The sequence below is a fragment of the Ruegeria sp. BC1 genome, from assembly GCF_056539305.1.
In genome coordinates this window covers 192,541-218,383 of record NZ_JBQFUT010000002.1, presented here as the reverse complement: position 1 = coordinate 218,383, position 25,843 = coordinate 192,541, and the positions used below count along the sequence as shown (strand labels likewise).

General features: G+C 57.6%; 26 protein-coding genes. 16 read left to right on the top strand and 10 right to left on the bottom strand.

The features are described 5' to 3' along the window. Positions 1-48: 48 nt before the first annotated feature. From ACR0IY_RS06785 to ACR0IY_RS06775, 3 genes are all read left to right on the top strand, one after another. Entirely contained in the window at positions 49-864 is an 816-nt protein-coding gene (locus tag ACR0IY_RS06785) for a TIGR00282 family metallophosphoesterase (protein ID WP_480671565.1), read from the top strand. 90 nt (positions 865-954) lie between these two features. Further along, complete coding sequence (locus ACR0IY_RS06780; protein ID WP_480671563.1) at positions 955-2,733, top strand: SLC13 family permease; 1,779 nt, start codon at positions 955-957, stop codon at positions 2,731-2,733. Positions 2,734-2,831: 98 nt separating this feature from the next. Then, the gene (locus tag ACR0IY_RS06775; protein WP_480671561.1) at positions 2,832-3,566 is read left to right on the top strand and encodes a YbaY family lipoprotein; all 735 of its coding nucleotides are present in this window, start codon (positions 2,832-2,834) and stop codon (positions 3,564-3,566) included. 10 nt (positions 3,567-3,576) lie between these two features. On the opposite strand, the gene ACR0IY_RS06770 is transcribed toward ACR0IY_RS06775, so the two are convergent. From ACR0IY_RS06770 to ACR0IY_RS06755, 4 genes are all read right to left on the bottom strand, one after another. Then, positions 3,577-5,238 carry an FAD-binding dehydrogenase gene (locus tag ACR0IY_RS06770; RefSeq protein ID WP_480671559.1) on the bottom strand — a complete coding sequence of 554 codons (1,662 nt, stop codon included), beginning with the start codon at positions 5,236-5,238 and terminating at the stop codon, positions 3,577-3,579. Between the two features lie 11 nt (positions 5,239-5,249). Then, a complete protein-coding gene (locus ACR0IY_RS06765; protein WP_480671557.1) occupies positions 5,250-6,107 on the bottom strand; it encodes a bile acid:sodium symporter family protein in 858 nt (285 codons plus the stop codon). 72 nt (positions 6,108-6,179) lie between these two features. Beyond that, on the bottom strand, positions 6,180-6,914 hold the full coding sequence (locus ACR0IY_RS06760; protein ID WP_480671555.1) for a glutamine amidotransferase: 735 nt from the start codon (positions 6,912-6,914) through the stop codon (positions 6,180-6,182). Between the two features lie 16 nt (positions 6,915-6,930). Beyond that, positions 6,931-8,703, bottom strand: a complete 1,773-nt coding sequence (locus tag ACR0IY_RS06755) for an SLC13 family permease (protein ID WP_480671553.1) — start codon at positions 8,701-8,703, stop codon at positions 6,931-6,933. A gap of 110 nt (positions 8,704-8,813) precedes the next feature. Here ACR0IY_RS06755 and ACR0IY_RS06750 point away from each other — a divergent pair, with 110 nt between their 5' ends. Then, positions 8,814-9,554 carry a YebC/PmpR family DNA-binding transcriptional regulator gene (locus tag ACR0IY_RS06750; protein ID WP_480671551.1) on the top strand — a complete coding sequence of 247 codons (741 nt, stop codon included), beginning with the start codon at positions 8,814-8,816 and terminating at the stop codon, positions 9,552-9,554. A 164-nt stretch (positions 9,555-9,718) separates the two neighbouring features. Here ACR0IY_RS06750 and ACR0IY_RS06745 read toward each other — a convergent pair whose 3' ends face one another. The 3 genes from ACR0IY_RS06745 to ACR0IY_RS06735 all read right to left on the bottom strand — a co-directional run bounded on the left by ACR0IY_RS06745 (position 9,719) and on the right by ACR0IY_RS06735 (position 11,204). After that, the gene (locus ACR0IY_RS06745) at positions 9,719-10,120 is read right to left on the bottom strand and encodes a VOC family protein (protein ID WP_480671549.1); all 402 of its coding nucleotides are present in this window, start codon (positions 10,118-10,120) and stop codon (positions 9,719-9,721) included. Positions 10,121-10,139: 19 nt separating this feature from the next. After that, entirely contained in the window at positions 10,140-10,427 is a 288-nt protein-coding gene (locus tag ACR0IY_RS06740) for an ArsR/SmtB family transcription factor (RefSeq protein WP_480671548.1), read from the bottom strand. Between the two features lie 87 nt (positions 10,428-10,514). Next, positions 10,515-11,204: a nitroreductase family protein gene (locus tag ACR0IY_RS06735; protein WP_480671546.1), complete on the bottom strand. Its 690-nt coding sequence runs from the start codon at positions 11,202-11,204 to the stop codon at positions 10,515-10,517. A 393-nt stretch (positions 11,205-11,597) separates the two neighbouring features. Here ACR0IY_RS06735 and ACR0IY_RS06730 point away from each other — a divergent pair, with 393 nt between their 5' ends. Beyond that, positions 11,598-12,878, top strand: a complete 1,281-nt coding sequence (locus ACR0IY_RS06730; RefSeq protein ID WP_480671544.1) for an MFS transporter — start codon at positions 11,598-11,600, stop codon at positions 12,876-12,878. A 3-nt stretch (positions 12,879-12,881) separates the two neighbouring features. On the opposite strand, the gene ACR0IY_RS06725 is transcribed toward ACR0IY_RS06730, so the two are convergent. After that, positions 12,882-13,772 carry a LysR family transcriptional regulator ArgP gene (locus ACR0IY_RS06725; RefSeq protein WP_480671542.1) on the bottom strand — a complete coding sequence of 297 codons (891 nt, stop codon included), beginning with the start codon at positions 13,770-13,772 and terminating at the stop codon, positions 12,882-12,884. Positions 13,773-13,858: 86 nt separating this feature from the next. Here ACR0IY_RS06725 and ACR0IY_RS06720 point away from each other — a divergent pair, with 86 nt between their 5' ends. From ACR0IY_RS06720 to ACR0IY_RS06695, 6 genes are all read left to right on the top strand, one after another. After that, entirely contained in the window at positions 13,859-14,458 is a 600-nt protein-coding gene (locus tag ACR0IY_RS06720; RefSeq protein ID WP_480671540.1) for a LysE/ArgO family amino acid transporter, read from the top strand. Positions 14,459-14,498: 40 nt separating this feature from the next. Then, positions 14,499-15,407 (top strand): DMT family transporter, encoded by a 909-nt coding sequence (locus ACR0IY_RS06715; RefSeq protein ID WP_480671538.1) that lies wholly within the window; start codon positions 14,499-14,501, stop codon positions 15,405-15,407. Between the two features lie 91 nt (positions 15,408-15,498). Then, positions 15,499-16,071, top strand: a complete 573-nt coding sequence (gene betI, locus ACR0IY_RS06710; RefSeq protein WP_480671536.1) for a choline-binding transcriptional repressor BetI — start codon at positions 15,499-15,501, stop codon at positions 16,069-16,071. Continuing rightward, a complete protein-coding gene (gene betC / locus ACR0IY_RS06705) occupies positions 16,068-17,576 on the top strand; it encodes a choline-sulfatase (protein WP_480671534.1) in 1,509 nt (502 codons plus the stop codon). The genes betI and betC overlap by 4 nt, the downstream gene beginning before the upstream one ends. A gap of 71 nt (positions 17,577-17,647) precedes the next feature. Further along, complete coding sequence (betA, locus tag ACR0IY_RS06700; protein WP_480671532.1) at positions 17,648-19,306, top strand: choline dehydrogenase; 1,659 nt, start codon at positions 17,648-17,650, stop codon at positions 19,304-19,306. A 78-nt stretch (positions 19,307-19,384) separates the two neighbouring features. After that, positions 19,385-19,624 (top strand): HP1242/YdcH family protein, encoded by a 240-nt coding sequence (locus ACR0IY_RS06695; protein WP_480671530.1) that lies wholly within the window; start codon positions 19,385-19,387, stop codon positions 19,622-19,624. Between the two features lie 72 nt (positions 19,625-19,696). Here the strand turns inward: ACR0IY_RS06695 and ACR0IY_RS06690 are convergent, their stop codons facing one another. Then, positions 19,697-21,097, bottom strand: a complete 1,401-nt coding sequence (locus ACR0IY_RS06690; RefSeq protein ID WP_480671528.1) for a helix-turn-helix domain-containing protein — start codon at positions 21,095-21,097, stop codon at positions 19,697-19,699. Positions 21,098-21,162: 65 nt separating this feature from the next. Further along, the gene (locus tag ACR0IY_RS06685) at positions 21,163-22,368 is read right to left on the bottom strand and encodes a multidrug effflux MFS transporter (protein ID WP_480671526.1); all 1,206 of its coding nucleotides are present in this window, start codon (positions 22,366-22,368) and stop codon (positions 21,163-21,165) included. A 184-nt stretch (positions 22,369-22,552) separates the two neighbouring features. On the opposite strand from ACR0IY_RS06685, the gene ACR0IY_RS06680 reads away from it, so the two are divergent. The 5 genes from ACR0IY_RS06680 to ACR0IY_RS06660 all read left to right on the top strand — a co-directional run bounded on the left by ACR0IY_RS06680 (position 22,553) and on the right by ACR0IY_RS06660 (position 25,822). After that, a complete protein-coding gene (locus ACR0IY_RS06680; protein ID WP_480671524.1) occupies positions 22,553-24,085 on the top strand; it encodes an acyl-CoA carboxylase subunit beta in 1,533 nt (510 codons plus the stop codon). A 186-nt stretch (positions 24,086-24,271) separates the two neighbouring features. Beyond that, the gene (locus ACR0IY_RS06675; protein WP_480671522.1) at positions 24,272-24,679 is read left to right on the top strand and encodes a DUF6497 family protein; all 408 of its coding nucleotides are present in this window, start codon (positions 24,272-24,274) and stop codon (positions 24,677-24,679) included. Between the two features lie 2 nt (positions 24,680-24,681). Continuing rightward, positions 24,682-24,822, top strand: a complete 141-nt coding sequence (locus tag ACR0IY_RS06670) for a hypothetical protein (RefSeq protein ID WP_480671520.1) — start codon at positions 24,682-24,684, stop codon at positions 24,820-24,822. Further along, positions 24,816-25,169, top strand: a complete 354-nt coding sequence (locus ACR0IY_RS06665) for a hypothetical protein (protein WP_480671518.1) — start codon at positions 24,816-24,818, stop codon at positions 25,167-25,169. Before ACR0IY_RS06670 ends, ACR0IY_RS06665 begins: the two co-directional genes overlap by 7 nt. Positions 25,170-25,618: 449 nt before the next feature. Continuing rightward, positions 25,619-25,822, top strand: coding sequence for a hypothetical protein (locus ACR0IY_RS06660; protein WP_480671516.1), 204 nt, complete (start codon positions 25,619-25,621; stop codon positions 25,820-25,822). Positions 25,823-25,843 lie beyond the last annotated feature (21 nt).

Sequence of the window (25,843 nt, the reverse complement as noted above, 5' to 3'; positions counted from 1 at the left end):
CAGCTTAATCACTTGTGCTTGGCGAATACCAGACTTAGGACAGTTCGGATGAGGATACTATTTCTGGGTGACGTCATGGGCCGCGCGGGACGCACGGCCATTCAGCAACACTTGCCGCGTTTGCGTGACGAATGGCGGCTGGATTTTGTTGTGGTCAATGGCGAAAACGCCTCGAACGGGATGGGCCTGACCGGGGACCATGCCAAGCTGTTGCTGGATGCGGGTGCAGACTGCCTGACGTTGGGCGATCACGCGTTTGACCAGAAGGACATGCTGCAATTCATCGAGAATGAACCACGCATTGTTCGACCTGTTAACTTTGCCAAAGGCGCGCCGGGTCGGGGGCATCGCCTTTATACCGCTCCGGGTGGGCGCAAGGTGCTGGTGGTGCAGGTGTTGGGGCAGGTTTTCATGAAACGGCCGTTTGACGATCCGTTTTCGGCCGTGGAACCGATCCTGAAATCTCATCCGCGGGGTGGTCAGGCGCAGGCAATCATCGTGGATATGCATTGCGAAGCGACGTCCGAGAAGATGGCCATGGGTCATTATTGCGACAAACGCGCCAGCCTCGTTGTCGGGACACATACACATGTTCCGACGGCAGATGCGCAGATACTGCCGGGCGGGACTGCCTATTTGACCGACGCAGGGATGTGCGGGGATTACGACTCGGTCATTGGGATGGACAAGGTCGAACCGATGCGCAGGTTTATTACCGGTATGCCCAAGGCGCGGTTCACTCCTGCCAATGGCGAGGCAACGCTGAGCGGTGTATTTGTCGAAACCGATGACCGCAACGGGCAGGCAAAATCCGTGCAGATGGTGCGCGTGGGTGGTCGTTTGCAACAGGCCGGGCCACAATAGAAGCACGTCAGGCTTGCTCTGCCGCGCGCAATGCGTGAAAATGCCCGACGGGCGCGCAAGCCAAGCCAGGGTTCGGACAGAATACCAAGAATGCAATTCCTTCAACTGACAGAAATGGGTAGCGCAATACTGGCGCTCTTGGTCGTCGCGGGCATGTTCATCATGTTTCTGCGTGAAGTTTACCCAACTGAAGTCGTCGCCATAGGCGGCGTTGCCGTGATGCTGATGACGGGCATTCTGCCCTATCAAAGCGCTCTGGCGGTGTTGTCCAACCCGGCCCCCTGGACGATCGCGGCAATGTTTATCATCATGGGTGCCTTGGTGCGGACCGGCGCGCTGGACGCCTTCACCTCAATCGCGCAGAAACAGGCGCAGGTGAACCCGCGTTTCGCTGTCGGGCTGCTGATGGCCTTTGTCGTGATCGCCTCGGCGGTGGTGTCGAATACGCCGGTTGTCGTTGTGATGATCCCGGTATTTGTTCAAATTGCGCGCACGTTGAATGTACCGGCCTCGAAACTGCTTATCCCGCTCAGCTATGCAGCGATATTGGGTGGGACGCTGACGTTGATCGGAACTTCGACCAACCTGCTGGTGGACGGTGTGGCCCGGGCGCAGGGGATGAAGGCGTTCTCGATCCTTGAGGTCACGCCGCTGGGCATTGCGCTAGTGATATATGGAATGTTCTACCTGCGTTTCATCGCGCCGCGTCTGTTGCCGGAACGGGACAGTATAGCCTCGTTGCTTTCGGACCGGTCCAAGATGAAGTTCTTCACCGAGGCCGTCATTCCACCCGATAGCAACCTGATTGGGCGCGAAGTCACCGGGGTTCAGCTGTTCAAACGTCCCGGCGTGCGCCTGATTGACCTTATCCGTGGTGATGAATCACTGCGGCGCAACCTGAAAGGAGTTGAGCTAAAGGTGGGTGACCGCGTGGTTCTGCGGACCGAAATGACGGAACTGCTGAGCTTGCAAAGCAACAAGGAACTCAAACGCGTCGATCAGGTTTCCGCGGTTGAAACCAAGACCGTCGAAGTGCTGATTACTCCAGGCTGCCGCATGGTTGGGCGAACACTTGGTGCGCTACGTTTGCGTCGTCGCTATGGTGTTTACACACTGGCTGTGCACCGCCGAAACCAGAATATAGGACGCCAGCTGGACGCTCTGGTGGTTCGGGTCGGGGATACCTTGCTGTTGGAGGGGGCCCCGGCAGATATTCAGAAACTGGCTTCTGACATGGATATGGTAGACGTTACCCAGCCGTCCGCGCGGGCGTTTCGGCGCGGTCATGCGCCGATTGCAATCGGGTCGCTGGTCGGAATCGTCGCACTGGCAGCGCTGGGCGTCGCACCCATTCTGCTGCTGTCCATTCTGGCGGTTGCCGTTGTGCTGCTGACCCGCTGCATCGACGCCGATGAGGCGTTCTCCTTTGTCGAGGGCCGCCTGTTGGCGCTTATCTTTTCGATGCTGGCTATCGGTGCCGCACTGGACAAGTCCGGGGCGGTGTCGCTGATTGTCGAGGCGGTTGCGCCAGGGCTCAGTTCTTTGCCTCCGTTCCTGATCATTTGGGCCGTTTACCTACTGACCTCGGTGCTGACCGAGCTTGTGTCGAACAATGCGGTGGCCGTGGTGGTTACGCCGATCGCGATTGGGCTAGCGCAAGCGGTGGGGATTGATCCGCGTCCGCTGGTGGTGGCGGTGATGGTAGCGGCTTCGGCGTCGTTCGCGACGCCTATTGGCTATCAGACCAACATGATGGTTTACGGGCCGGGCGGTTATCGGTTTGTAGACTTCCTGAAAGTGGGTGTGCCGTTGAACCTGACCGTTGGCCTGTTGGCCTCGTTGCTGATTCCATTTATCTGGCCATTGTAAGATCGGCGCAGAACCGCTGGTCATTCCGCGAAGTCCTTGTAATTTCAGAACGTCACACGATGTTTTTAGAAAATGACTTTGCAGGAAGGAGCATATCCATGCTCAAGACCGGACATGCCGCATTGGCGGCGGCCACCCTGTCAGTGGCGCTGAGCAGCGCTGTAGCAGCGGGAACAATCGAAGGTACGGCCACCTATCGTGAACGGATTGCCGTACCGCCTGATGCAACCCTATTTGTCGAGCTTCAGGACGTCTCACTGGCCGATGCACCGGCGGTGCCCCTTGCCTCAAAACGCTATGCGATGGGCGGTGTGCCCGCGCAGTTCGAACTGACCTTTGATGACGCGCTGATCAAGGACGGTCACCGTTATGTAGTGCGGGCGACGATAGATCAGGGGCAAACAATGCTCTTCACCACGGATACGGCATATCCGGTTTTGACCGACGGGGCGGGAACGTCTGCCGATCTGATGCTGGTGCAAGTGCAAGCGGGTGCCATACTGGAAAACGCGAAATGGACTGCCGCCGTTCTGAACGGTGCGCCGATAGAAACTGAGCGCCGCCCCGAGATGTCTTTTGGTCAGGGTGGTGCGTTTTCGGGCAGCGGGGGGTGCAACCGGTTCAACGGCCAGGCCGAGATTGCCGGTGCGAATATTTCATTCCCCGACAATATGGCCGCCACCCTAATGGCTTGCCCACCGGCGTTGGAAGAGGGCGAGCGGCAGTTCTTTGATGCTCTGCAGAAGGTCACCACCTACGCGATGGAAGGCGATGCGCTCGCTTTTCTGGATGCGGCGGGAGAGCCGGTCATCAAGTTCGTGCGCACCCAATAAGGGTGGGCCGTCACGCGACGGCCCTTGACCGCCCGGCGTTGCGGCCCGAAAAGATGCAACCGCCCAGGAACGAACCTTCCAGCGCGTTGTAACCGTGATAGCCACCGCCACCGAAACCGGCGACTTCGCCGGCAGCAAACAGGCCGGGGACAACTGCGCCGTCCGCGCCAATCATCTGGCTATCCAGATTGGTTTGCAGCCCGCCGAGCGTCTTGCGCGTCAGCACATGAAGCTTGACGGCGATCAGCGGGCCATTGGCCGGATCGAGAAACTTGTGCGGTTTGGCGGTGCGTATCAGCTTGTCCCCGCGATAGTTGCGCGCCGCCAGAATGGCCGCCATCTGCGCGTCTTTGGTGAACGGGTTGTCGACCTGAGAATCCCGTGCCTCGATCTGGGCACGCAGATGGGTTTCGTCGATCAGGCCGCCACCCATCTGGTTCATGCCGCTTACCAACTCGGTCAACGTATTGGCGACGATGAAATCTTCGCCATGTTCCTTGAACGCCTCGACCGGAGCGGTGGCCTTGGAACCTGTGAGCACGCGCTGAAACAGAACTTCGCGCCAACCGCCATCGGTCATGTCAGGATTTTGCTCGGACCCCGAAAGCGCAAATTCCTTTTTGATGACTTTCTGGGTCAGCACGAACCAGCTGTATTCATAGCCAGTCTTCAGAATTTCCCGCAGTGTACCCAGCGTATCGAACCCCGGCATACAGGGCGGTTTCAACCGGTTACCGCGCGCGTCAAACCACATCGAGCTGGGGCCGGGCAGAATGCGAATCCCATGTGACGGCCAGATTGGATTCCAGTTGCGCACGCCTTCGGTGTAATGCCACATCCGGTCGCCGTTGATCACGTGGCCACCCGCCTTTTCGCTAATCGGAATCATGCGGCCATCTACGTGAAACGGGACGCCTGCCACCATGTCCTGCGGTGGCTCGCCCAGCCGGTCGCGCGGCCAGTTCTTGCGCACCATCTCGAAATTGCCGCCAATCCCGCCCGACGTAACGATGACCGAAGGCGCGTAGACCTCGAACTCACCGACTTCATCGCGGTTAGTTTTGGCGCCGTGCGGAGCGGTATCATCGGCCAGAACTTCGCCCGAGACACCTTTGGCGCAACCATTTTGCATGATGATGTGGCTGACCTGATGGCGAAATTTCAACTCGATCAATCCGGCGCTGACATGCTCGCGCACGCGACGGATGAAATTCTTGAGCACTCCGGGACCGGTCCCCCAGGTGATGTGAAATCGGGGGACAGAGTTGCCATGTCCATCCGCATAAGACCCTCCGCGCTCGGCCCAGCCGACGATGGGGAACCAGCGCAGCCCCATTTCGTGCAGCCAGGGTCGCATCTCTCCGGCGGCAAACTCAACATAGGCCTCGGCCCATTTGCGCGGCCATGTGTCTTCGTCGCGGTCGAATTGTGCGCTGCCCATCCAGTCGCGCAGCGCCAGTTCGTGACTGTCCCGGATGCCCATCCGGCGCTGTTCCGGCGTATCGACCATGAACAACCCGCCGAGGCTCCAGAATGCTTGCCCGCCAAGAAAATGACCGGGCTCCTGATCCAGAACGATCACCTTCTTGCCGCGATCGCCCAATTCGGCTGCGGCGGTCAGTCCGGCCAGTCCAGCCCCCACGACGATGGCATCAGCTGTGTTATCGGTCATGGCTTGTCCTTTCAGCGGCTGCGGAGCCAGGCGATATAGGGCAGGGCCACTACGTACATCATGATCCCGTATACGGCCGAGGGTAGAGCCAGCGGGCTGAACCCGCTGTCCGTTCCAGTGATTAGTGCCGCCAAAGTGATGCCGAGAGTTGAGTTCTGGATGCCAGTTTCGATTGAGATCGTCTTACTCTCATTCCACGACAATTTCGCTGCCCGGGCGATGCCTAAACCGATTGCCAACAGCGCAATGTTCAGGGTGACTAACCCTGCGCCCATGATCCCGAGGTTGTCGATGAACAACTGCCAGTTCCCGGCCAACGCGGCGAGGACGATCAGGACAAACAGGGCCGTCGCAATCTTAGAAAGCGGTGCGTCGATCCGGTCAGCAAAGGCTGTCGCAAAGTGGCGCAGGCTGACGCCAATGGCCACAGGCAGGGTGGTGATCAGGAACATGGCGATGGCCAACCCGGTGATCGACACTTCGGGTGCGTTTTCACCCATGAAATGCCCGATAGACCAGGCCGCCAGAACAGGAACCGTAATCATGGACAAAAGGCTGATAACTGCGGTCAGGCTAACCGACAGAGCGACATCGGCTTTAGCCAGTTTCGACAGGATGTTGCTGGTGACACCACCGGGGCAAAAACTGAGCAGCATGAAACCCACCGCGATTTCGGGCGGTAGGGCGAACAGTTTGACTGTGATGAAAGCCGCGATGGGCAGCAATACGACCTGACTCAGAGCGCCAATGGCGAACGGGTATCCTCTGCTGAACACCCGTTTGAAATCGGCGACGTGCAGCCCGACACCCAGAGACAGCATGATAATGGCCAGCGAAAGCGGCAATCCGACATTGATTAGCAAATCCAAGAACAGCTCCTCCCAAAAGCGTTCGGATCAGCCTATGCGAGGGTTCCCGTCGCAGGCAACCTCGCCGTTGGGTCAAATATAACGCTGAGCGAAGCGGCGCAGGATTTCGCCGGGCTGAGTGACCTCGGCTGAATGGCATATATCGATCAGTCGCTGCGCGTCTTCGGGCGGGAAGTAACCGTGATCTTTGTAGATATTGATGCGCTGCTCAAAGTCTTTCGCGTCAGCCTCGGGGTGGAACTGCGTGGCATAGACGTTTTGGCCCCAGCGGATCATCTGAAACGGGCAGGGATCCGATGCCAGCAGGTGAACACACCCCTCGGGTAGGGACTGAACGGCTTCTTTGTGGCCGACGAAGGCATCGAATGTTTCGTTAAGCCCGGCAGTAATTGGGTCTTGCGCGCCGTCTTCGGTCAGGCGGCAGGTCGAGGGGCCAACAGGTTCGCCGTAGTTTTCTTTGCTGACGTCGCCTCCCAGGTGGGCCGCAAGTATCCCCAAGCCGTAGCAGCAGCCCATAAAGGGGTGATCCTGCGCGGTAATCTGCGGCATCAGGCCCATGATCGCCGCCTCGACACGCGTGTCCACCTTGGATTTGGTTGCCGGATCGTCACTGACGCATCCCGGGCCGCCGCCGACGATCACGCCTGCGAAATCGGTGACATCCAACCCTTCGGGCAGGGCCTCGCAGTCCAGACGGATGCGGTGTGTTTGGTCAGTGGACAGACCAGTCTTATCCAGTATCGAGGCATATTCGGCGTCCGAGGCTTCGGTTTCCGGGCGCAGTTGCAGGATCAGAAATCGTTTCATGAATTGCCCTTACCCGTCAAAGGGGCCAGAACACAAGGATGGCGGGAATGGAAACGGCAACGATAAGGATTTCCAGCGGCAACCCCATGCGCCAATAGTCGCCAAAGCGATAGCCTCCGGGGCCAAGAACCAGCGTGTTGTTCTTATGCCCGATAGGCGTGAGGAACGCCGCCGAGGCCGCCACAGCAACCGTCATCAGGAACGGATCGGGCGAGACCTCAAGCGTGCGCGCCATCTGAATGCCAACCGGGGCCGCTACGATGGCGGTGGCGGTGTTGTTCAACACGTCCGACAGGGTCATCGTGACAATCATCAGTACAGTTAGAATAGCCCAGGCGGGCAATCCGTCCGTCAGTTGCACCAATGCGTTGGCAATCAGTTCGGTACCGCCGGATGTTTCCAATGCGCTGCCCAATGGGATCATCGACCCCAGAAGGACCACAACGGGCCATTCAATATGATTGTAGATGTCGGCAATTGGCATGATCTTGGTCAGCACATAGGCCACCACGACCAGCCCCAGCGCAATCGGCAGGTAGATCAACCCGACACTCGCCGCCAGCACCGCAGCGGCAAACAGGCCGATGGCCAGCCATGCTTTGTCATTCGCGGTGACGTTCAGGCCGCGTGTTGCAAGCGGCAGGCAGCCCAGCCATTCCGTCACATCCGCGCTGCGATCACGGGGACAGAGCAGCAGTAGGATATCTCCGGGTTCAACCTCGGTTTTGCGGACCTGTTCGGTGATGCGGCGGCCCTGCCGGGAAATACCCATCAGAACCGTACTCTGCCGCCATGCCAGACCCAGGCCTTGTGCGGTACGTCTGGTGATGCGAGAGCTTTCGGTGGCGACAACTTCAATCACCTCTAGCCCGTCACCCTCGGCGGTCAGGAGTTCCTGCCGACGTGTATCCGAAAAATCGAGGTTTAGCGCTGCGCGAAATTCATCCAGCGCCTCAGGGCGGGCCTCAAGCACCAGTGCGTCGCCCTCGTGCAACGTGGCATGGGCGGATCGACCGTATCGCCGCCTGCCGTCACGGATCAGGCCGATGATGGCGACGTCGGATTTTTCCGCGTCCTCATACAACTCGCTGACCCGTTTGCCGATGTGCGCCGATTCCGGGGGAATGGTCAGTTCGGCAATGTATTCGGCCAACACTTCAGAGCTTTCTTCCTGCGGTCCCCGATTGGGAATCAGCCGCCACCCGATCAATGACACAAAAGCTAGCCCGGCAAGTGCCGCAAGCCCACCCACAGGCGCAAAGTCGAACATGCGGAACGGCTCGCCCAGGGTTTCCGCCCGGATCGAGGCGATGATGATGTTGGGCGGTGTGCCGATCAGCGTCGCCATGCCGCCCAGAATGGTGGCAAAGCTCAGCGGCATAAGCGTCAGGCCCACCGACCGCCCGGCCTTGCGCGCGGTCTGGATGTCGACGGGCATTAACAGCGCCAATGCTGCCACATTGTTCATGAAGGCAGACAGAACTGCTCCGATCCCGCCCATCAGCGCGATGTGCGCGCCCAGACCCCGCGAGGCATCTACCAGAGTACGCGTGATAAGAAATACTGCGCCGGAGCGCACCAGCCCGGCGGACACGACCAGCACCAGTGCGACAATGATTGTTGCAGGGTGGCCAAAGCCGGCAAAGGCGTCATCCACAGGAACGACCCCCAACACAACCCCGATCAATAGCGCGGAAAACGCCACAAGATCATAGCGGAAACGCCCCCATAACAGCATTCCGAAGACAGTGGCGAAAAGGGCAAAAAGAATAATCTGGTCTGTCGTCATGGGGCCACCATACCCGCAAGGTGTCGTTGAACAAGCCGCTCTCTTGATCCCAAGCCCCGCAAACGTCTATATGAGCGCCGAATACGCAATCACTATCACGAGGACGCACCATGGCAGGCCATTCCAAATGGGCCAACATCCAGCACCGCAAGGGACGTCAGGACGCCGCGCGGTCCAAGCTATTTTCCAAACTGTCGAAAGAAATCACTGTTGCCGCGAAAATGGGCGACCCTGATCCCGACAAGAACCCACGCCTGCGTCTGGCGGTGAAAGAGGCCAAGTCGAACTCGGTCCCCAAGGACGTGATCGACCGCGCAATCAAGAAATCAGTAGCGGGCGAAGGCGACGATTACGAAGAAATCCGGTACGAAGGCTATGGCCCGAACGGTGTTGCCGTCATCGTCGAGACGATGACCGACAACCGCAACCGCACGGCTTCGACCGTACGTTCGACCTTTTCCAAGAATGGTGGCAATCTAGGCGAGACCGGCTCGGTCGGGTTCATGTTCGAACGCAAGGGCGAAGTGGTCTACCCCGGTTCGGTCGGCGACGCGGATACGGTATTTGAAGCAGCCATCGAGGCCGGTGCCGAAGATGTCGAAAGCTCGGACGAAGGGCATATCATCTGGTGCGCAGACACGGATCTGAACGAGGTTTCAAACGCGCTGGAGGCCGCGCTGGGCGAAACCGAATCTACCAAACTGGTCTGGAAGCCTACCACCACGACCGAGTTGGGTCTGGAGGATATGCAAAAGCTGATGAAACTGGTGGATGCGCTGGAAGATGACGACGACGTTCAGCGCGTCACAACCAATTTCGAAGCGACTGACGAGGTTATGGCCCAGCTGTAAGCGGGACTTGATCTTTGTTTTGGCCAATCCCGGCCAAGTGCTTATACGGTTGCAGATCATCAATAGGGTGAACTGCAACCGTTTTGGTGAACGCGCTGATCGTATTTTTACCTGTGCAATCGGTCACCAAGGGTCGTTTCAAAGACCATTCTGACTGCGCGCGATCAGGTCGGAGCGGCGTCTGTCATCTCGATCAGCTGAATAAGATTGCCGCACGTGTCATCGAACACGGCCATGCGCACGGGGCCTGCATCCATCGGTTCCTGAACAAATTCGACACCATGCTCGCCCAGTCTTTTCCGCTCGGCATCAAGGTTTTTCACCTGAAAAGAGTGGGTCGGAACGCCATCGGAAACCAGCGCTTCTTTGTAGGGTTTCACCGCAGGATGATCGCTTGGCTCTAGCAACAGCTCAGTTCCATCCGGGTCCTCGCTGGATACGACCGTCAGCCAACGATTTTCGCCTAAGGGGATGTTGTTCTTAATCTGAAAGCCGAGAACGCCCGTGTAGAATTTTTCAGCTTTGTCCTGATCGTCCACAAAGACGGTGGTCACATAGATTTTCATGTTTTTGTTCCGTTTTTTTTTATATCATAAGCCAGGTTGCAGCGACGATATGATCCTCGCTGATGCTCAACGAATGGGCTTTGGTGCGTCCCTTCCATGTCGTTTCGATCAGACCGGCTTTTTCCAGAACGGCGAGGTGCTGGGACACCGTCTGACGAGACAAGGCAACGCCATCCTCGGCAACAGAGGCGGCGCAGACTTCGAACAATGACTGAGCAGGTTGCCGGCTCAGACGGTCGATGATGCGACGGCGGGTGCTGTCGGCAAGCGCTTTGAAAGTGAGGTCGAGTTGATCATCCGTCATCATCAATCGATATGCAGTAATTTTACTGCATGTCAGGTTTGATGGAATTTCTATCACTGCCCGGAAGGGCGCATTCTAGCGATCCAGCGATCAGAAAAAGGACGAAATCTCATCCAACGGTTTTTTCAACTTGGCCACGGAAGGGACCGTCGCAGTTTCAGACGGATGCCCGACCGCGATGATCATCGTCGGTTTTTCAGACGCCGGGCGGTCCAGCGCGTCATTCAGGAAACGCATCGGGTTGGGTGTGTGGGTTAGGGTGCAAAGCCCGGCGTGATGTAGGGCGGCCAACAGAAAACCCGTGGCGATATTCACGCTTTCCGGCACGTAATAGTTCTTGTAACGCGTCCCGTCGTCGAACTGCCCCCAGCGCTGGGCAAAGACCACAATCAGCCAGGGTGCCACTGTCAGATGTTCCTTGATCGCATTGGTGCCGATCGGTTCCAGCGCTTTGATCCATTCATCCCCGGCACCGCCGGAATAGAACCGTTGCTCCTCCTCCTCGGCCTCCGCCCGTATCCGTTGCTTAAGTGCCGAATCTGCAATGGCGGAAAAATGCCAGGGCTGGTGATTGGCACCTGACGGCGCAGTGCCAGCAGTGCGAATGCAGGTTTCGATCACCTCACGCGCAACCGGCCGGTTAATGAAGTCCCGTACAGTGTGGCGTTGGCGCATCTTTTCGCAGAACGCCTGCGCAGCCTCCTGCATCTGGGCGTCGTTCAGGTCGCAGCGATCCGGCAAGGGAATGGGATCGTAACTAAGAGAATCGCGTGAAAACATGAAGTTGCTCCGATAGTGTGCCGCTTGCCAGACCGCCGGAATCCAATTTTCGATGTGCACCACGTTGTGCCTTTTCTGTGCAAAGCGCGTGCCCGTTTGCAAACCGTCCGTCACGTCTGTGCTACATCCAAAGACACCTTCGGGACAATAGGCAGAAAGCAGTCGGTTTTGCGCCAGCAGACCCAGGCCTCAGGTTAAAAAAGATGCGAGGGGGCATTTCGGCGCGACGTTGACAATCAGATGAAGCGGTGCTTGTAGGCACAGTCGCTGATCAGAACTTTCTTTAAGGTTTCTAATCTCTTGGCCGGTGGGGCCCGACAATGTATGGTTGAAGTTGAACGTAAGCAATCCCGTGCGATTGTGCGGTTCAGTCAACGCAGGGCCGAAATACAGATGACGAGCAGCTTGGCGACCCCGCAAAAGAGAAACGTTCCGGTTCTGACCGGGCAGAGCATTCTGTCTCAGGTTGCATGGACGCTTGGCAGCCCGTCCGTGGTGTTGCCGTTTCTGGCCGTTTCTCTTGAATTGCCGATGTTCATCGCCGGGGCTTTGGTGTCGGTCAGAATGGTGGGCAGCATGATCTCGGATGTATTTCTGTCAGAGCCGATATCAGCCCAAAAGCGCAAGAAACGCGGGGTTGCCCTGACCGAGGTGGCAATTGGCGCATGCCTCGTAATGGCAGTGGTCGTTGCATCGACCGGCTTTGTTCCGGCCATCGGCCTGGCTTTTGTTGCCGCGTTCTTTCTGATTGGTTTGATCGAAGAATGCCAGTCTTTGATGCTGACCGATCTTTTGGGCGACCATGTTCAGTCGAAATCGCGGATGATCATGCATTATCTGCAACTTGGCATCGGTGGTCTGGGCGCCATCGGGCTTGTGTTGTTTGTTCACGAACTGACAAAGGATCAGCCGCCTTTTTCCCGGCATTCCACCGTCATAGCGGTTTCAGTTACCTTCTTTATCTTGTCCGGCTTGTCCATTCTGGCGATGTCAGAAATTGCGCATTCGCCAGAGAAACAGAGTGGCGCAGAACCGGTTCGAAAACGAAAGTTCAGTGAAAACTTCACTGATATCCTTGCCATGTTCGACGAGGCCTGGTTTCGCCGCTACATGATCATGCGACTGCCTTTGGTCGTTGTGTCTTTGTCGGTGCCTTTCTTTGCCTTGATTGCAGCCGAGGCGCATCACACTTCAGCCAAAGGCCTGACTGCGATGATCATTTCGTCCGCTACGGGATACCTGGTCGCCGCCCCTCTGTGGCAGTTGGTGAATATGAAATCTCACCGCGCGGTTATGGTTGCTGGTGCCTTAATGGTGGCCATGACCGGCACCGCTCTGTTGTCGGTGCATTATTTGGGCTTGGATCACGATATCCATCTGCACGCGGTTGCGCTGTTTATCGTGATGGTTGCCGTGACCGGCATCAGCAGTGCTCGTCAGCTGTATTTTCTGGATGTCGCGCCAAAGGATCAGCGCGTCAAAGGAGTGGCTGCGGTCAAAGGGATCTGCCGGATTTCTGCCGTCATAATTTCAGCGGCTCTGGCAGGTGTCGCCCATCTTCACGAGGTCTCGTGGGCCATCGTGTTCATCGTACTTGTCAGCCTGTTTGCGGCCTTTGCATGTTTTCGATTTGTCGAACCCTATCCGAAACAGAAAGTGCCTTTGAGATCATAGTGATCAAGGCTGAGTAGGCAGGAGTGTTTTGGACGCGGTTCGTTTGACAGCATCAGTCAGTGGTGTCAGCGTCGGTGCAAGTATTCGCCCGATCTGCCAATTCAAAGCCACGTCCAGTGGCGCATCGGGCAGCAATGGGCATAACCGTCCGTCATCCAGCGCTTGCTGCGCCAATCCAATCGGATTCATACCCCAGCCCAACCCGGCGACGGCGGCCTCAACAAAGCCGTTCGATGAGGGCAGAAAATGGGACGGAGGCGAGATCCGCTTGCCCGTCCGTTCCGCAATCCACTGCTTTTGTAGGTTGTCCTTTCGGTTGAAGGTCAGGCAAGGAGCCCGGGCTAGCGTGCGCTCGGTCACACCCTCTGCAAACCACCGGCGCATGAACGCCGGACTGGCGGTCGGAACATATCGCATGGCACCCAGCGCCGTACACTCACAGCCCGCCACCAGTTGCCCGCCAACGGTAATGGCAGCGCTGACTTCGCCACGGCGCAACCATTCTGCGGAGTGGTCTTGATCATCGACCACAAGATCGAACAGCAGCCCATCCACCTGCGCCATGGCTTCGATGAACCAGGTCGCCAGAACATCCGCAGGTACCGCCACGCGCACGCGTGTCAGACCAGCCGCCTGATCCAAGGTCAATTCACGAGCCAGCCTGGCTTCTAGCAGCCCGATATCCTCGGCGTGCCGGGCAATGCGCAGCCCCGCAGGGGTGCCGGTACAGGGAGTGCCTCGGTTGACCAGGGCCGCACCTACGCGATCTTCCAGCGCCTTGATCCGTTGCGAAATCGCCGAGGGTGTCACGGCAAGCTCAGCGGCGGCGGCATCAAAGCTGCCGTGGCGCAGGATGGCGGAAAGCGCGGATAGGTGACCGGGGTCCAACAGCATTAGCTGTGCTTAATCAGAGTGAGCATCTTTAATTTGATAGATTGCGCCAATGACCGTAGTCAATGCCTGTAAACGCAGGAGGCCTCATGCCAGCATCTCTCATCGCCGGTTTTGCGCTGGGTTTCAGCCTTATCCTTGCCATCGGAGCGCAGAACGCTTTTGTGTTGCGTCAGGGCTTGCGACGCGAGCATGTGTTTCCCCTTTGTCTGACCTGTGCTGTGTCAGACGCCATTCTGATCGCAGCCGGTGTTGCGGGGTTCGGGGCTTTGGCCTCTGCCATGCCCTGGTTTGAGACCGTCATGCGCTATGGAGGAGCGATTTTCCTGACATGGTACGGCCTGCGCAGCCTGCAATCGGCGTGGCGCGGAGGTGCTGCGATGGAAATCACGAACGGGCAGCGTTCCAGCTTGAGATCGGTCTTGCTGACCGTGCTGGCTTTCACTTGGCTGAACCCGCATGTTTATCTGGATACGGTTGTGCTGATCGGCTCGATCTCGGCTCAGTATGAAGATCGAATGGCCTTTGCCTTGGGTGCTGTTTCCTCGAGTTTCGTGTTTTTCTTTTCCCTCGGGTACGGAGCCAGAATTCTGTCTCCGGTTTTCACGCGCCCTCGTGCGTGGCAAATTCTGGATGTGATGATCGGGGTGGTTATGCTGGGGATTGCTTTCAAACTTGTTGCGATGTGACGGGTTGCCCCCACGCGGCTTTCGGTGTTCAACCGTTAACATGACAACTCTTGCGACCTCTTACCGCCCCCTTGCGGGTATGTTCTGGATGTTTTCTGCCGGGATGTCTTTCGTTGTCATGACAGCGCTGGTCAAAACGCTGGGGCCTACCATGCATCCTATTCAGGCCGCGTTTTTGCGGTTTGTCTTTGGTTTGGTGTTTCTGATACCCGCGCTGCGTTTGGTTCTGACAACGCATCTGACCCGCAGACACCTGACATTGTTCGGGGTGCGCGGGATCGTCCATGCGGTTGGGGTGATGTTGTGGTTCTTCTCGATGACGCAAATTCCCTTGGCCGAGGTCACAGCGATGAATTACATGACCCCGGTGTACGTTACTCTGGGGGCGGCGCTGTTTTTGGGCGAAAAGCTGGCCTTTCGTCGTATCGCCGCCATTTGTGTCGCAGTGGTTGGTGTCCTCATCATTTTGCGCCCCGGGTTCCGTGAAGTTTCGGTAGGTCACCTGACCATGCTGGGAACGGCGCTGGGGCTTGGAGTATCTTATCTGATCGCTAAGGTGCTGGTCCGAGATCTTCCGCCTTCGGTCGTCGTGGCGCATATGTCGATCTGGGTGACCGTCGCCCTGATCCCCTTTGCGTTGGCGGTCTGGACGCAGCCCAGTCTGCGCGATCTTGGGGTGCTGTTTCTGGTGGCCAGTTTTGCCACCGCAGGTCACTATTTCATGACGATTGCGCTAAAAGCGGCACCAGTGGCGGTCACGCAGCCCGTCACGTTTCTGCAACTGATCTGGGCAACGTTGCTTGGTGCATTGGTGTTTCATGAAAGTGTCGATGTCTGGGTGGTTGCGGGCGGCTCGTTGATCCTGTCCGCCGTCAGTTTCATCGCCTGGCGCGAGGCGGTGCTGAACCGCAGCAGCTTGACCACCCCAAGTATTGCGCCCAAGCTATAGCAGGTTTCAGTCGGCAAAAACAGGTTATTGATTGACGAGTCAATAAAAACCTCGTAGCGTCTTCTCTACCAACGCTAGGGAGGGAGTAGCTGTGCCGAAACTCGGAATGGAGCCAATTCGCCGCGATGCCATCGTCCGCGCGACAATAGCCGAGCTTGGGTCAAAAAAATCCCTTGATGTGACTGTCAGCCAGATAGCCAAAAGGGCCGGCATGTCCAGCGCGTTGGCGCACCATTATTTTGGCGGCAAGGATCAGATTTTCCTTGCTGCAATGCGCCGAATTCTGTCTGATTTCGGCAATGAAACCCGTGGCGAGCTTAAGGCCGCTGCCCCTCACGAGCGGGCACAGGCCATCATTCGGGCCTGTTTTGCTCCTTCATGTTTTACACCCGACGTCATCGCCGCATGGATGACGTTTTATGTTCTGGCTCAGACCAATCAGGACGCCCTGCGTCTTTGGCAGATTTATCAGGCGCGCATTCGGTCCAATCTGATCTGTGCACTGCGCCCTTTGCTGAGTGACCCTGTCGAGGCTGCCGAGAACATGATCGCTCTGATCGACGGGTTGTATATCCGCGCTGCGCTGAGCGCCCCGGAAGAGCCGCAACTGGCCGTCAACCACGCTATGCGTGTCCTCAATACCCTGCTCGAGGCTGAAAAATGACAAAACCGAACATTCTGATCCTGATGGTGGATCAGCTCAACGGGACCCTTTTTCCAGACGGTCCCGCCGACTGGCTTCATGCGCCGAACCTGAAGAAACTTGCGGAACAGTCCACGCGGTTTGCCAATGCCTATACCGCATCGCCGCTATGCGCGCCGGGACGGGCCAGCTTTATGTCGGGTCAACTGCCGTCTCGGACCGGGGTCTATGACAACGCGGCGGAATTCCGCAGCGACATCCCCACCTACGCGCATCACCTTCGCCGGGCCGGTTACTATACTTGCCTGTCGGGCAAGATGCACTTTGTCGGCCCCGATCAGTTGCACGGGTTCGAAGATCGCCTGACCACCGATATCTATCCTGCCGATTTCGGCTGGACGCCCGATTATCGTAAACCGGGTGAACGGATCGACTGGTGGTATCACAACATGGGCTCGGTCACGGGTGCAGGTGTGGCCGAAATCTCGAACCAGATGGAGTATGACGACGAGGTTGCCTATAACGCGAAAACCAAGCTGTACGATCTGGCGCGCGGTAAGGATGACCGCCCGTGGTGCGTGACCGTCAGCTTTACCCACCCGCATGACCCCTATGTGGCGCGGCGTAAATATTGGGACCTCTACGAGGACTGCGAACATCTGCTGCCCGAAGTTCCGGACCTTGGCTATGACAATCAGGATCCGCATTCGCAGCGTATTTTTGACGCCAATGACTGGCGCAGTTTTGACATCACCGAAGACGATATCCGCAAGTCGCGCCGGGCCTATTTTGCCAACATCTCATACCTGGACGACAAGATCGGCGAGATTCTCGAGGTGCTGGAAACCACGCGGCAAGAGGCGATCATCCTGTTCGTCTCGGACCACGGCGACATGCTGGGTGAACGCGGGCTGTGGTTCAAAATGACCTTCTTCGAAGGCTCATCGCGGGTGCCGCTGATGATCTCTGCCCCTGATCTGCCAGCGGGTCGGATCGATACGCCGGTCTCGACCATTGACGTGACCCCGACGCTGGGCGCGTTGGCTGGGGTTGATATGGCCGAGATCGAACCTTGGACTGATGGAGAGGACCTCGTGCCTCTGGCGAAAGAGGGCGAACGTACCGCACCGGTGATGATGGAATATGCAGCCGAGGCGTCTTACGCACCGCTGGTCTCGCTGCGCTATGGCAAGTGGAAATACAACCGCTGTGCGCTGGACCCAGATCAGCTTTTCGATCTGGAGGCTGACCCGCACGAACAGAATAACCTTGCCGACAAACCCGAACACGCAGGGACGCTGGAAACTCTGAAAGCGAAATCCGAGGCGCGCTGGGACCTGGATCAGTTCGATGCTGACATCCGTGCCAGCCAGGCCCGTCGCTGGGTCGTTTACGAAGCGTTGCGGCAGGGCGGGTACTATCCGTGGGATTACCAGCCGCTGCAAAAAGCATCCGAGCGCTACATGCGCAATCACATGGACCTGAATGTCGTTGAGGAAAATGCCCGCTACCCGCGCGGCGAATAATCTCAGCATCTTTTTGAAGACCCCCGCCGGCATTCCGAAGACAGACCCGGCGGGCTATGGAGACCCGAAGAATGGAAGCAGATTTCGTCATCGTTGGCGCAGGATCCGCAGGATGCGCGATGGCTTATCGTCTAAGCGAGGCCGGAGCCTCGGTTCTGGTTATCGAACATGGCGGGTCCGATGTGGGCCCGTTCATCCAGATGCCAGCGGCGCTAAGCTACCCGATGAATATGCCGATGTACGACTGGGGTTTCCGGTCTGAGCCCGAGCCGCACCTGAACAACCGTGAACTGGCCTGTCCGCGAGGTAAGGTGATCGGCGGATCGTCTTCAATCAACGGAATGGTCTACGTACGCGGTCACGCGCGAGATTTCGACACTTGGGCCGAGATGGGGGCTGACGGATGGTCCTATGCGGACGTGCTGCCCTATTACAAGCGGATGGAGACATGGCATGACGGCGGCCATGGCGGTGATCCGGCGTGGCGTGGTACTGACGGGCCGCTGCACGTTTCGCGCGGGCCACGGGAAAACCCCTTGTTTCAGGCCTTTGTCGATGCGGGGCAGCAGGCGGGCTATGAAGTCACCGGAGACTATAACGGTGAGCAACAGGAAGGCTTTGGCCCCATGGAGCAGACCGTCTGGAAGGGACGCCGCTGGTCTGCTGCGAACGCCTACCTGAAGCCCGCGTTGAAACGGGACAACTGTGAAATAGTGCGTGGATTGGCATGCCGGGTTGTTATGGAAAGCGGGCGTGCGACCGGGGTTGAACTAAAACGCGGCGGCAAGACCGAAATCATCCGTGCCCGACGTGAAGTGGTTCTGGCGGCGTCTTCGATCAACTCGCCCAAGCTGTTGATGCTGTCCGGCATTGGCGCGGCAGCGCATTTGACCGAGCATGGGATTGAGGTGGTTGCAGACCGTCCCGGTGTGGGTGCGAACCTGCAGGATCATCTGGAGCTGTATATCCAGCAGGCATCGCTGCAGCCCATCACGCTCTACAAACACTGGAACCTGATCAGCAAGGGTCTGATCGGCGCGCAATGGCTGTTTACCAAAACCGGTCTGGGCGCGTCTAACCAGTTCGAAAGTGCCGCCTTCATCCGATCTCAGCCAGGTGTTGAATACCCCGACATTCAATATCATTTCCTGCCGATTGCCGTTCGTTACGACGGTCAGGCCGCAGCCGAAGGGCATGGATTCCAGGCCCATGTTGGCCCGATGCGATCACCTTCACGGGGGGCGGTCACTCTGCGTTCGGCCAAGGCCGAGGACGCGCCGGTGATCCGGTTCAATTACATGAGCCACGAAAAGGATTGGGAGGATTTCCGGACCTGTATCCGTCTGACGCGCGAGATATTCGGTCAGGATGCTTTTAAACCTTATGCGGGTAAGGAAATTCAGCCGGGGGCTGACGTGCAAACGGATGATGAATTGAACGCCTTCATCGCCGAACATGCGGAAAGTGCGTATCACCCTTGCGGCACGTGCCGTATGGGCAGCGCCGACGACAAGAACGCGGTTGTCGACCCCGAGGGCCGGGTGATTGGTGTGGACGGGTTGCGCGTCGCTGACAGCTCAATTTTCCCACAGATCACCAACGGCAACCTCAACGCGCCATCTATCATGGTTGGTGAGAAGATGTCGGACCATCTGCTGGGCAAGGCAGCTTTGCCCAAGGCCAATGATCGTCCTTGGATTCATCCCGCATGGGCAACGGCGCAACGGTGATTTGATCCGCGTCAATGCGGGGTGTAGAAAAGACGTATAGACCTGAATCGTAACGACATATTTGAGGAGCGAACAGGAATGTCCCACACCCCGCATGAACTGGCCGAAGAGTTTCCGGACAAAGTAGAATTGATGAGCCAGCTCAAGCAATCGGATGCGCATTTTGCGCGGCTGGCTGACGAATACCACGAGATCAACCGCACAGTACATCGGGCCGAGACCAACATCGAACCGATGGAAGAACTGGCTGAGGGTGAAATGCGAAAGAAACGCGCGGCGCTCAAGGATGAGATCTGGGCGATCTTGTCAAAAAGCTGAAGCAGGGGCGGGGGCTTTGCCCCCGTCGCGGCAGGCCGCGAGCCCCCGGGGTATTTTTGAGCCAGGTAAAGATCAGGTGACTTCGTAAGGTAGTATACCGCGGGAATGGGCGTCGATCGAAAGGCGGCGTTCCAGCGGTGGAACCGAGCGTTGGTGGCAGGTTTGCCGCTCGCAGATACGACATGAAATGCCAATCGGTTCATACGCGCTGGCGTTGTTGACATCGAGGTTATCGGCATAGACCAGCGCCTCGGCATGGCGGATTTCGCAGCCTAGGGCGATGGCATAGCGGCGCACGGGTGCGCCGTATGATCCGCCCGATTTGGATACGTCCCGCGCAAGTGAGAAATAGCGGACACCGTCCGGTGTTTCTGCCAATTGCCTGAGGAAGTGGCCTGGGGTCTCAAAGGCGCGGTGGACGTTCCACAGGGGGCAGGCCCCACCGAACCGGGCGAATTGCAGGCGGGTAGCCGAGTGGCGCTTGGTGATTGTTCCTGCCTGATCGACCCGGACAAAGAAAAACGGGATACCCTTGGCGCCGGGGCGTTGCATCGTGGAAAGACGGTGCGCGATTTGTTCGATCGATGCACCAAATCGGTTGCTGAGCAATTCCAGATCGTGACGGTAATCCTGTGCTGCGGCCAAAAATGCGCTGTACGGCATCAATGAGGCGCCGGCGAAATAGTTGGCCAGACCGATTTTGGCGATGGCGCGGGCCTCATCGCTTTGGAATTTTGCGAAGTCCAGCGTGGCCTCGAGCAGCTGATCCTGACTGATCAGGGCAACTTGCAGAAGCAGTTGAAACACTTGAGTTTGAGGGGCGATACGCGAAGACAATTGCAGCGTTTTGCTATCAGAGTCGTATTTTCGGGTCTCCGGGATGTCTACGAATTGCACCCTGATACCGCGTTCCCCAAGGGTGTTGATGGCCGCGGCCCGAACGCCGCCTGCTTCTTCGGCCCGTGTAGAAAACCGTTCTGCCGCGCGATCCACGGCGTCGACGTAGTTGTCGCAATAATGGAAAAAGTCGCGGACTTCTTCCCACGGACTGGCCTGTATTCGTGCGTCCTCGCGTCCCAGCGCCTCGTCAAGCGAGGCCAACCGTTCGTGAGTTTGGCGATATGTTCGGTGCAGGGCGATGAAGGCACGGGCCAGCGCGGGCGCGTTCGAGGCCGTCAGACGCAGATCGGCCATCGGTGGCATGGCATCGTCGAATACAGGATCAGCCAGCGCTTCGCGCATGTCCGAGACCAGACGCTCGCTGTCGCCGGTGCTCAGTTCGGTGACATCCATGCCGAATTCTTGCGCCAGAGCCAGAACAACCGTCGTCGAAATCGGACGGTTGTTGTTCTCCATCTGGTTCAGATAAGGCAGGGACACACCTAGTTTTGAGGCAAAGTCCTTTTGCGTCAGGGACAGGCGCGTTCTCATTTCGCGCAGTTTTGCGCCCGCATATAATTTTTGGGTGGCCATGGCCTGCCTTTGCAACTTTTCCGTCGCTGTAAGCTAACTTTGCAAACCGCGCGGCGCAAGCTGCGTCACAAGCCCAATTTACGCTCGCGTCGTATTACAGTTCCAATGGCGATGATCGCTAACCCGGATGTCGCCAGCATAAGCCAGAGTAGGGGCATGGCACCGGTTTCGTGGGTCAGCAGCGTCCCGGCCAATGCGCTCAGGCCAGCGCCGCCAGCCAGCATGATCGCACCGCTGAGACCCGATGCGGTTGCTGCAAGGTGTGGCCGTACCGATAAAGCACCGGATGTGGCGTTGGGTATGGTCATGCCATTTCCAATGCCGACGAAAGTCATGAGGCCAAAAAAACTGAGTTCAGTGCCAAGGCCCACCAGAAACAGCACGGCTGACAGGGCGACGCCAAATGCATTCAGCCAACACCCCCATAACACCATTCGGTTCACGCCGAAGCGGACCGAATACCGGCCGCTGACAAAGTTCCCAAAGAAATATCCCAGCGCCGGTGCGCCGAAATAAATGCCGACCTGCGCCGCGCTGAGGCCGAACAATTCGGTGCCTATGAACGGCGCGCCGCCCAGATAGGCAAAGAAGGCACCTGACGACAATGCGGAGGACAGCGAATAGCCCCAGAATCGTGGTGAGCGGAGCAATTCCGGATATTCGCGAAACTGCTGAACCAGAGTTTTGCCGCTCTTGGTTGACGTTTCTCCGAAATCCAAAAAGGTAAGTGCCAGTGTCAAAACCCCCAATGCGAAGGGCAGCCAGAAATTGGCTTTCCAGCCATAGCTTTCTTCGAGCAGGCCGCCAATGGCCGGACCGATCATCGGAACGACGGCCATCCCCATCGTCACATACCCAATCATCGAGGCTGCCTGATCCTGATCATAAAGATCTCGCACCGCGGCCCGGCTGAGGACCATACCCACAACCACGACGGCCTGGCACATTCTGAAGGCAAGGAACACTTCGATGTTGGGGGCATAGATGCAGCCCAAAGTGGCCATGAGGAACAACGCCAGCCCCCACAGCAATACCGGCCGACGCCCGGCCTTGTCCGCGATCGGGCCAATCAGGATTTGAAGCACTGCATTAACCAGCAGGTACAACGCGATCGACAGTTGCATGACCTTGTAGTCCGCCTGAAAATGCAGGGCCATGTTCGGCAGGCTGGGCAGGAACAGGTTCAGGCTCAGGGCTGACAGCCCCGAAAGCAAAACAAGCGTAGAGATTGTCGGAGGCGACCGGTGCGCCCGGGATGAGCTGAACTGCATAGTTCACATGTATAGTGATGGATTTACGGAATACTATCCGTGACCACGTCTCAATGTAAATATTAGCAAGTTTTCAATTTACCTTAAGTTAGTTGCCAAGGATTTGCAAATTTGCCGAAAGGGGGCTTTGGTCCTGAGGTTTCTGCGTATAGTGTCGCGCTAAATTTCACAGGGGATCACCGTCATGAAAGACATCCTTACCGAGCTTGAAGACCGCCGAAACGACGCCAGGCTGGGTGGCGGCCAACGACGCATCGATGCGCAGCATGGGCGTGGCAAGCTGACCGCACGCGAGCGGATTGAACTATTGCTGGACGAAGGCAGTTTCGAAGAGTTCGATATGTTCGTCAGCCACCGCTGCACCGATTTTGGTATGGACAAGCAAAAGCTTTCGGGTGACGGCGTGGTCACTGGCTGGGGCACGATCAATGGTCGCATGGTCTATGTGTTCAGTCAGGACTTCACGGTGTTCGGTGGCTCTCTGTCGGAGACTCACGCGCAGAAGATTTGCAAGATCATGGATATGGCGATCCAGAACGGTGCGCCGGTTATCGGGATCAACGACTCGGGCGGGGCGCGAATTCAAGAAGGTGTGGCGTCGCTGGCGGGCTATGCCGAGGTGTTCCAGCGCAACATCATGGCGTCGGGCGTTGTGCCGCAGATCAGCGTGATCATGGGCCCTTGCGCTGGCGGCGCGGTTTACAGCCCGGCGATGACGGACTTTATCTTTATGGTCAAAGACACCTCGTACATGTTCGTGACCGGCCCAGACGTGGTGAAAACCGTCACCAACGAGGTTGTGACCGCTGAAGAACTGGGTGGCGCATCGACTCACACCAAGAAATCCTCGGTTGCAGATGGTGCTTTCGAAAACGACGTCGAGGCGCTGGCCGAAGTTCGCCGTCTGGTCGACTTCCTGCCGCTGAACAATCGCGAGAAACCGCCCGTTCGCCCGTTCTTTGACAGTCCTGAGCGTGTCGAAACCTCACTGGACACGCTGATCCCGGACAATCCGAACACGCCTTACGACATGAAGGAACTTATCACTAAAGTGGCGGATGAGGGCGATTTCTACGAGATTCAGGAAGACTACGCCAAGAACATCATCACCGGTTTCATTCGCCTTGAGGGGCAGACTGTTGGTGTCGTGGCCAACCAGCCGATGGTTCTGGCGGGCTGTCTCGATATCGACAGCTCGCGTAAGGCCGCGCGGTTTGTGCGCTTCTGTGACTGTTTCGAGATTCCAATCCTGACGCTGGTCGATGTTCCGGGCTTCCTGCCGGGAACCTCGCAGGAATACGGTGGAGTCATCAAGCACGGTGCCAAGCTGCTGTTTGCCTATGGTGAAGCGACAGTTCCGAAAGTCACCGTGATCACGCGCAAAGCCTATGGTGGTGCCTATGACGTTATGGCGTCCAAACACCTGCGTGGCGATTTCAACTATGCCTGGCCTACCGCGGAAATCGCGGTGATGGGGGCGAAAGGCGCGACCGAAATCATCCATCGCGCCGATCTGGACGATGCAGAAAAGATCGCGCAGCACACACAGGACTACGAAGACCGGTTTGCCAACCCGTTTGTCGCTGCGGAACGTGGCTTCATCGATGAGGTGATCATGCCGCAATCCACTCGCCGCCGTGTCTCACGCGCGTTTGCCAGTCTGCGCAACAAGCAGCTGAAGAACCCGTGGAAAAAGCACGATAATATTCCGTTGTAAGGGAGGTGTTGAACAATTTGCCGAGCTGATTGCATGTAAAAGAACGACCCGAAATCGGATCAGTACAGAGCAATCAGGCGGTTTGTTTGACTTTGAGGCCAAAGCTGCTAAATGACTTGCCCCATAAGATATAGACAAGCGCAGGCCGAAAGCCCCGCGCGCGCGACCCCGGAGAGAGGAGCCCGCTTGCGGGTCTGGGGTTGCGCCTTTGTCTTGGCGCTGTTGGCGCCTTCAAACGGCGCGCTCGCTCAGGCTGACAACTTGCTTCCTGTCCCGTCCGGTCAGCCAGTGCATCTGAGCGACGTGCTGCTGGACAATAACCCGGGTGAACTGTGGGTCAGGTTCCGTTTTATTGCGCCCAAGATCGGATCGTCCGTTGGTCGTATTGGCTATGACGTCGCCTCTGTGGATATGGAGCATCTGTGTCAGACGCTTGCCGTGGCCTATGTGGCCAAACACGAACTTGACCCCGCGCGGGTCGTGATCTCGTTGTCGGACCGGCCCATCGAATTTGGGCGCGCGACACCCGATGCGACGCAATTCTTTGAAGCCTACCGGTTAGAGCAATCTCGATGTATCTGGGAGGGGCTTTGATCATGAAACCCCGTTTTCATCACATCAGAGCGTTTCTGGATACCAAGATGGCTTTGGAGGTGTGCGACTTGACCCTGTCTGCATTTGGCGGCGTGTTTTCCGTTTCCCTGAACACATTGAACAACGAGGTGCCGACATGTTGAAGCACCGCGGATTCCCAGGACGTTTGCCTGGAACTGATTTTCAATTCACCATTCGCCGGGCAAACCCCAAAGGGGTCACGCCACTTACCCGACGCGAACGATTCCGGGACCGTAAGCCAGCGGACAAGCGCGCTGATGCCGCATTTATGGAAGCGCTGTGGCAGCATTTCGGTGACCAGCCTTTCGAGCGCGGCAATCTGGATGCAGGCCGCCTGAGCTGGCTTTTCGATCGAGAGGTTGTCCCGGCCGAGGATCCGTTTGATCCGGCCAGCTATGACGCATTGCTGGTTATTGACCCCGATGCATTGCGGGTTTCATTCCCCGACATTTTTGATGGGGTGCGTTGAGCCATGTATGCCCCTGCCGCACACGTATATACATGCCTCGATCACGAGAACTGTAAGACCTGCGCGGCGGTTTCACGTGCCTGTTCTGCCCAGTTGGCGCTGTCTGGGGTCGGCGCAATTCTGCGCGGGTTTTCGCCATTTGGGCGATTTCCAGCCGGAATCTCCGTTGGAAACAATACTTTGTTTGCGGCAAAGATTGTGACGTGCAATCTGAACGGGCCGTGCGGCTCTACTTTGCCTGCGTCGCACAAGCACCTACTATTCCGTACCCCTTCCTTCCGCGGGCAGGTTTGTGAAACCCACAAAATCCTGCCCGCGTTTTTCTTTGCGCGCCTAGAGCGGCATAAATCTGCGCAAAAAGCCGAATTACCCCGTCTGTTATTGAATAACAGCCCGTGTTTCCGGCATCTGCCCCCGAATGCATCAAGAGATCTAAAGGGGCAGTACGCATGCGAATCTCGAAATTCTTCATGGCAATGGCAACCTGCGCGGGCCTTGCCGCCTGCGGTAGCAACACGGGCGAGCAGGCGATTCTCGGCGGTGGCGCGGGCGCGGTGGGTGCGGCGGTTCTCAGCGCCGATCCGCTTCTCGGCGCCGTTGTCGGTGCAGCGGGCAACGTGCTCTACTGCAAGACGCAGCACAACTGTAGGTAACATAATTTTCGGGGCGCCCGC

Bases quoted from the DNA above. Each gene is read 5' to 3' on its own strand.
- ACR0IY_RS06720 (WP_480671540.1), top strand. From the start codon at position 13,859: ATGCCAGCATCTCTCATCGCCGGTTTTGCGCTGGGTTTCAGCCTTATC.
- ACR0IY_RS06665 (WP_480671518.1), top strand. From the start codon at position 24,816: ATGTTGAAGCACCGCGGATTCCCAGGACGTTTGCCTGGAACTGATTTT.
- ACR0IY_RS06730 (WP_480671544.1), top strand. From the start codon at position 11,598: ATGACGAGCAGCTTGGCGACCCCGCAAAAGAGAAACGTTCCGGTTCTG.
- ACR0IY_RS06745 (WP_480671549.1), bottom strand. From the start codon at position 10,120: ATGAAAATCTATGTGACCACCGTCTTTGTGGACGATCAGGACAAAGCT.
- ACR0IY_RS06775 (WP_480671561.1), top strand. From the start codon at position 2,832: ATGCTCAAGACCGGACATGCCGCATTGGCGGCGGCCACCCTGTCAGTG.
- ACR0IY_RS06735 (WP_480671546.1), bottom strand. From the start codon at position 11,204: ATGTTTTCACGCGATTCTCTTAGTTACGATCCCATTCCCTTGCCGGAT.
- ACR0IY_RS06685 (WP_480671526.1), bottom strand. From the start codon at position 22,368: ATGCAGTTCAGCTCATCCCGGGCGCACCGGTCGCCTCCGACAATCTCT.
- ACR0IY_RS06690 (WP_480671528.1), bottom strand. From the start codon at position 21,097: ATGGCCACCCAAAAATTATATGCGGGCGCAAAACTGCGCGAAATGAGA.
- ACR0IY_RS06755 (WP_480671553.1), bottom strand. From the start codon at position 8,703: ATGACGACAGACCAGATTATTCTTTTTGCCCTTTTCGCCACTGTCTTC.
- ACR0IY_RS06670 (WP_480671520.1), top strand. From the start codon at position 24,682: ATGAAACCCCGTTTTCATCACATCAGAGCGTTTCTGGATACCAAGATG.
- ACR0IY_RS06780 (WP_480671563.1), top strand. From the start codon at position 955: ATGCAATTCCTTCAACTGACAGAAATGGGTAGCGCAATACTGGCGCTC.
- ACR0IY_RS06770 (WP_480671559.1), bottom strand. From the start codon at position 5,238: ATGACCGATAACACAGCTGATGCCATCGTCGTGGGGGCTGGACTGGCC.
- ACR0IY_RS06715 (WP_480671538.1), top strand. From the start codon at position 14,499: ATGACAACTCTTGCGACCTCTTACCGCCCCCTTGCGGGTATGTTCTGG.
- ACR0IY_RS06680 (WP_480671524.1), top strand. From the start codon at position 22,553: ATGAAAGACATCCTTACCGAGCTTGAAGACCGCCGAAACGACGCCAGG.
- ACR0IY_RS06695 (WP_480671530.1), top strand. From the start codon at position 19,385: ATGTCCCACACCCCGCATGAACTGGCCGAAGAGTTTCCGGACAAAGTA.
- ACR0IY_RS06785 (WP_480671565.1), top strand. From the start codon at position 49: ATGAGGATACTATTTCTGGGTGACGTCATGGGCCGCGCGGGACGCACG.
- ACR0IY_RS06740 (WP_480671548.1), bottom strand. From the start codon at position 10,427: ATGATGACGGATGATCAACTCGACCTCACTTTCAAAGCGCTTGCCGAC.
- ACR0IY_RS06760 (WP_480671555.1), bottom strand. From the start codon at position 6,914: ATGAAACGATTTCTGATCCTGCAACTGCGCCCGGAAACCGAAGCCTCG.
- ACR0IY_RS06750 (WP_480671551.1), top strand. From the start codon at position 8,814: ATGGCAGGCCATTCCAAATGGGCCAACATCCAGCACCGCAAGGGACGT.
- ACR0IY_RS06725 (WP_480671542.1), bottom strand. From the start codon at position 13,772: ATGCTGTTGGACCCCGGTCACCTATCCGCGCTTTCCGCCATCCTGCGC.
- ACR0IY_RS06660 (WP_480671516.1), top strand. From the start codon at position 25,619: ATGCGAATCTCGAAATTCTTCATGGCAATGGCAACCTGCGCGGGCCTT.
- betC (WP_480671534.1), top strand. From the start codon at position 16,068: ATGACAAAACCGAACATTCTGATCCTGATGGTGGATCAGCTCAACGGG.
- betA (WP_480671532.1), top strand. From the start codon at position 17,648: ATGGAAGCAGATTTCGTCATCGTTGGCGCAGGATCCGCAGGATGCGCG.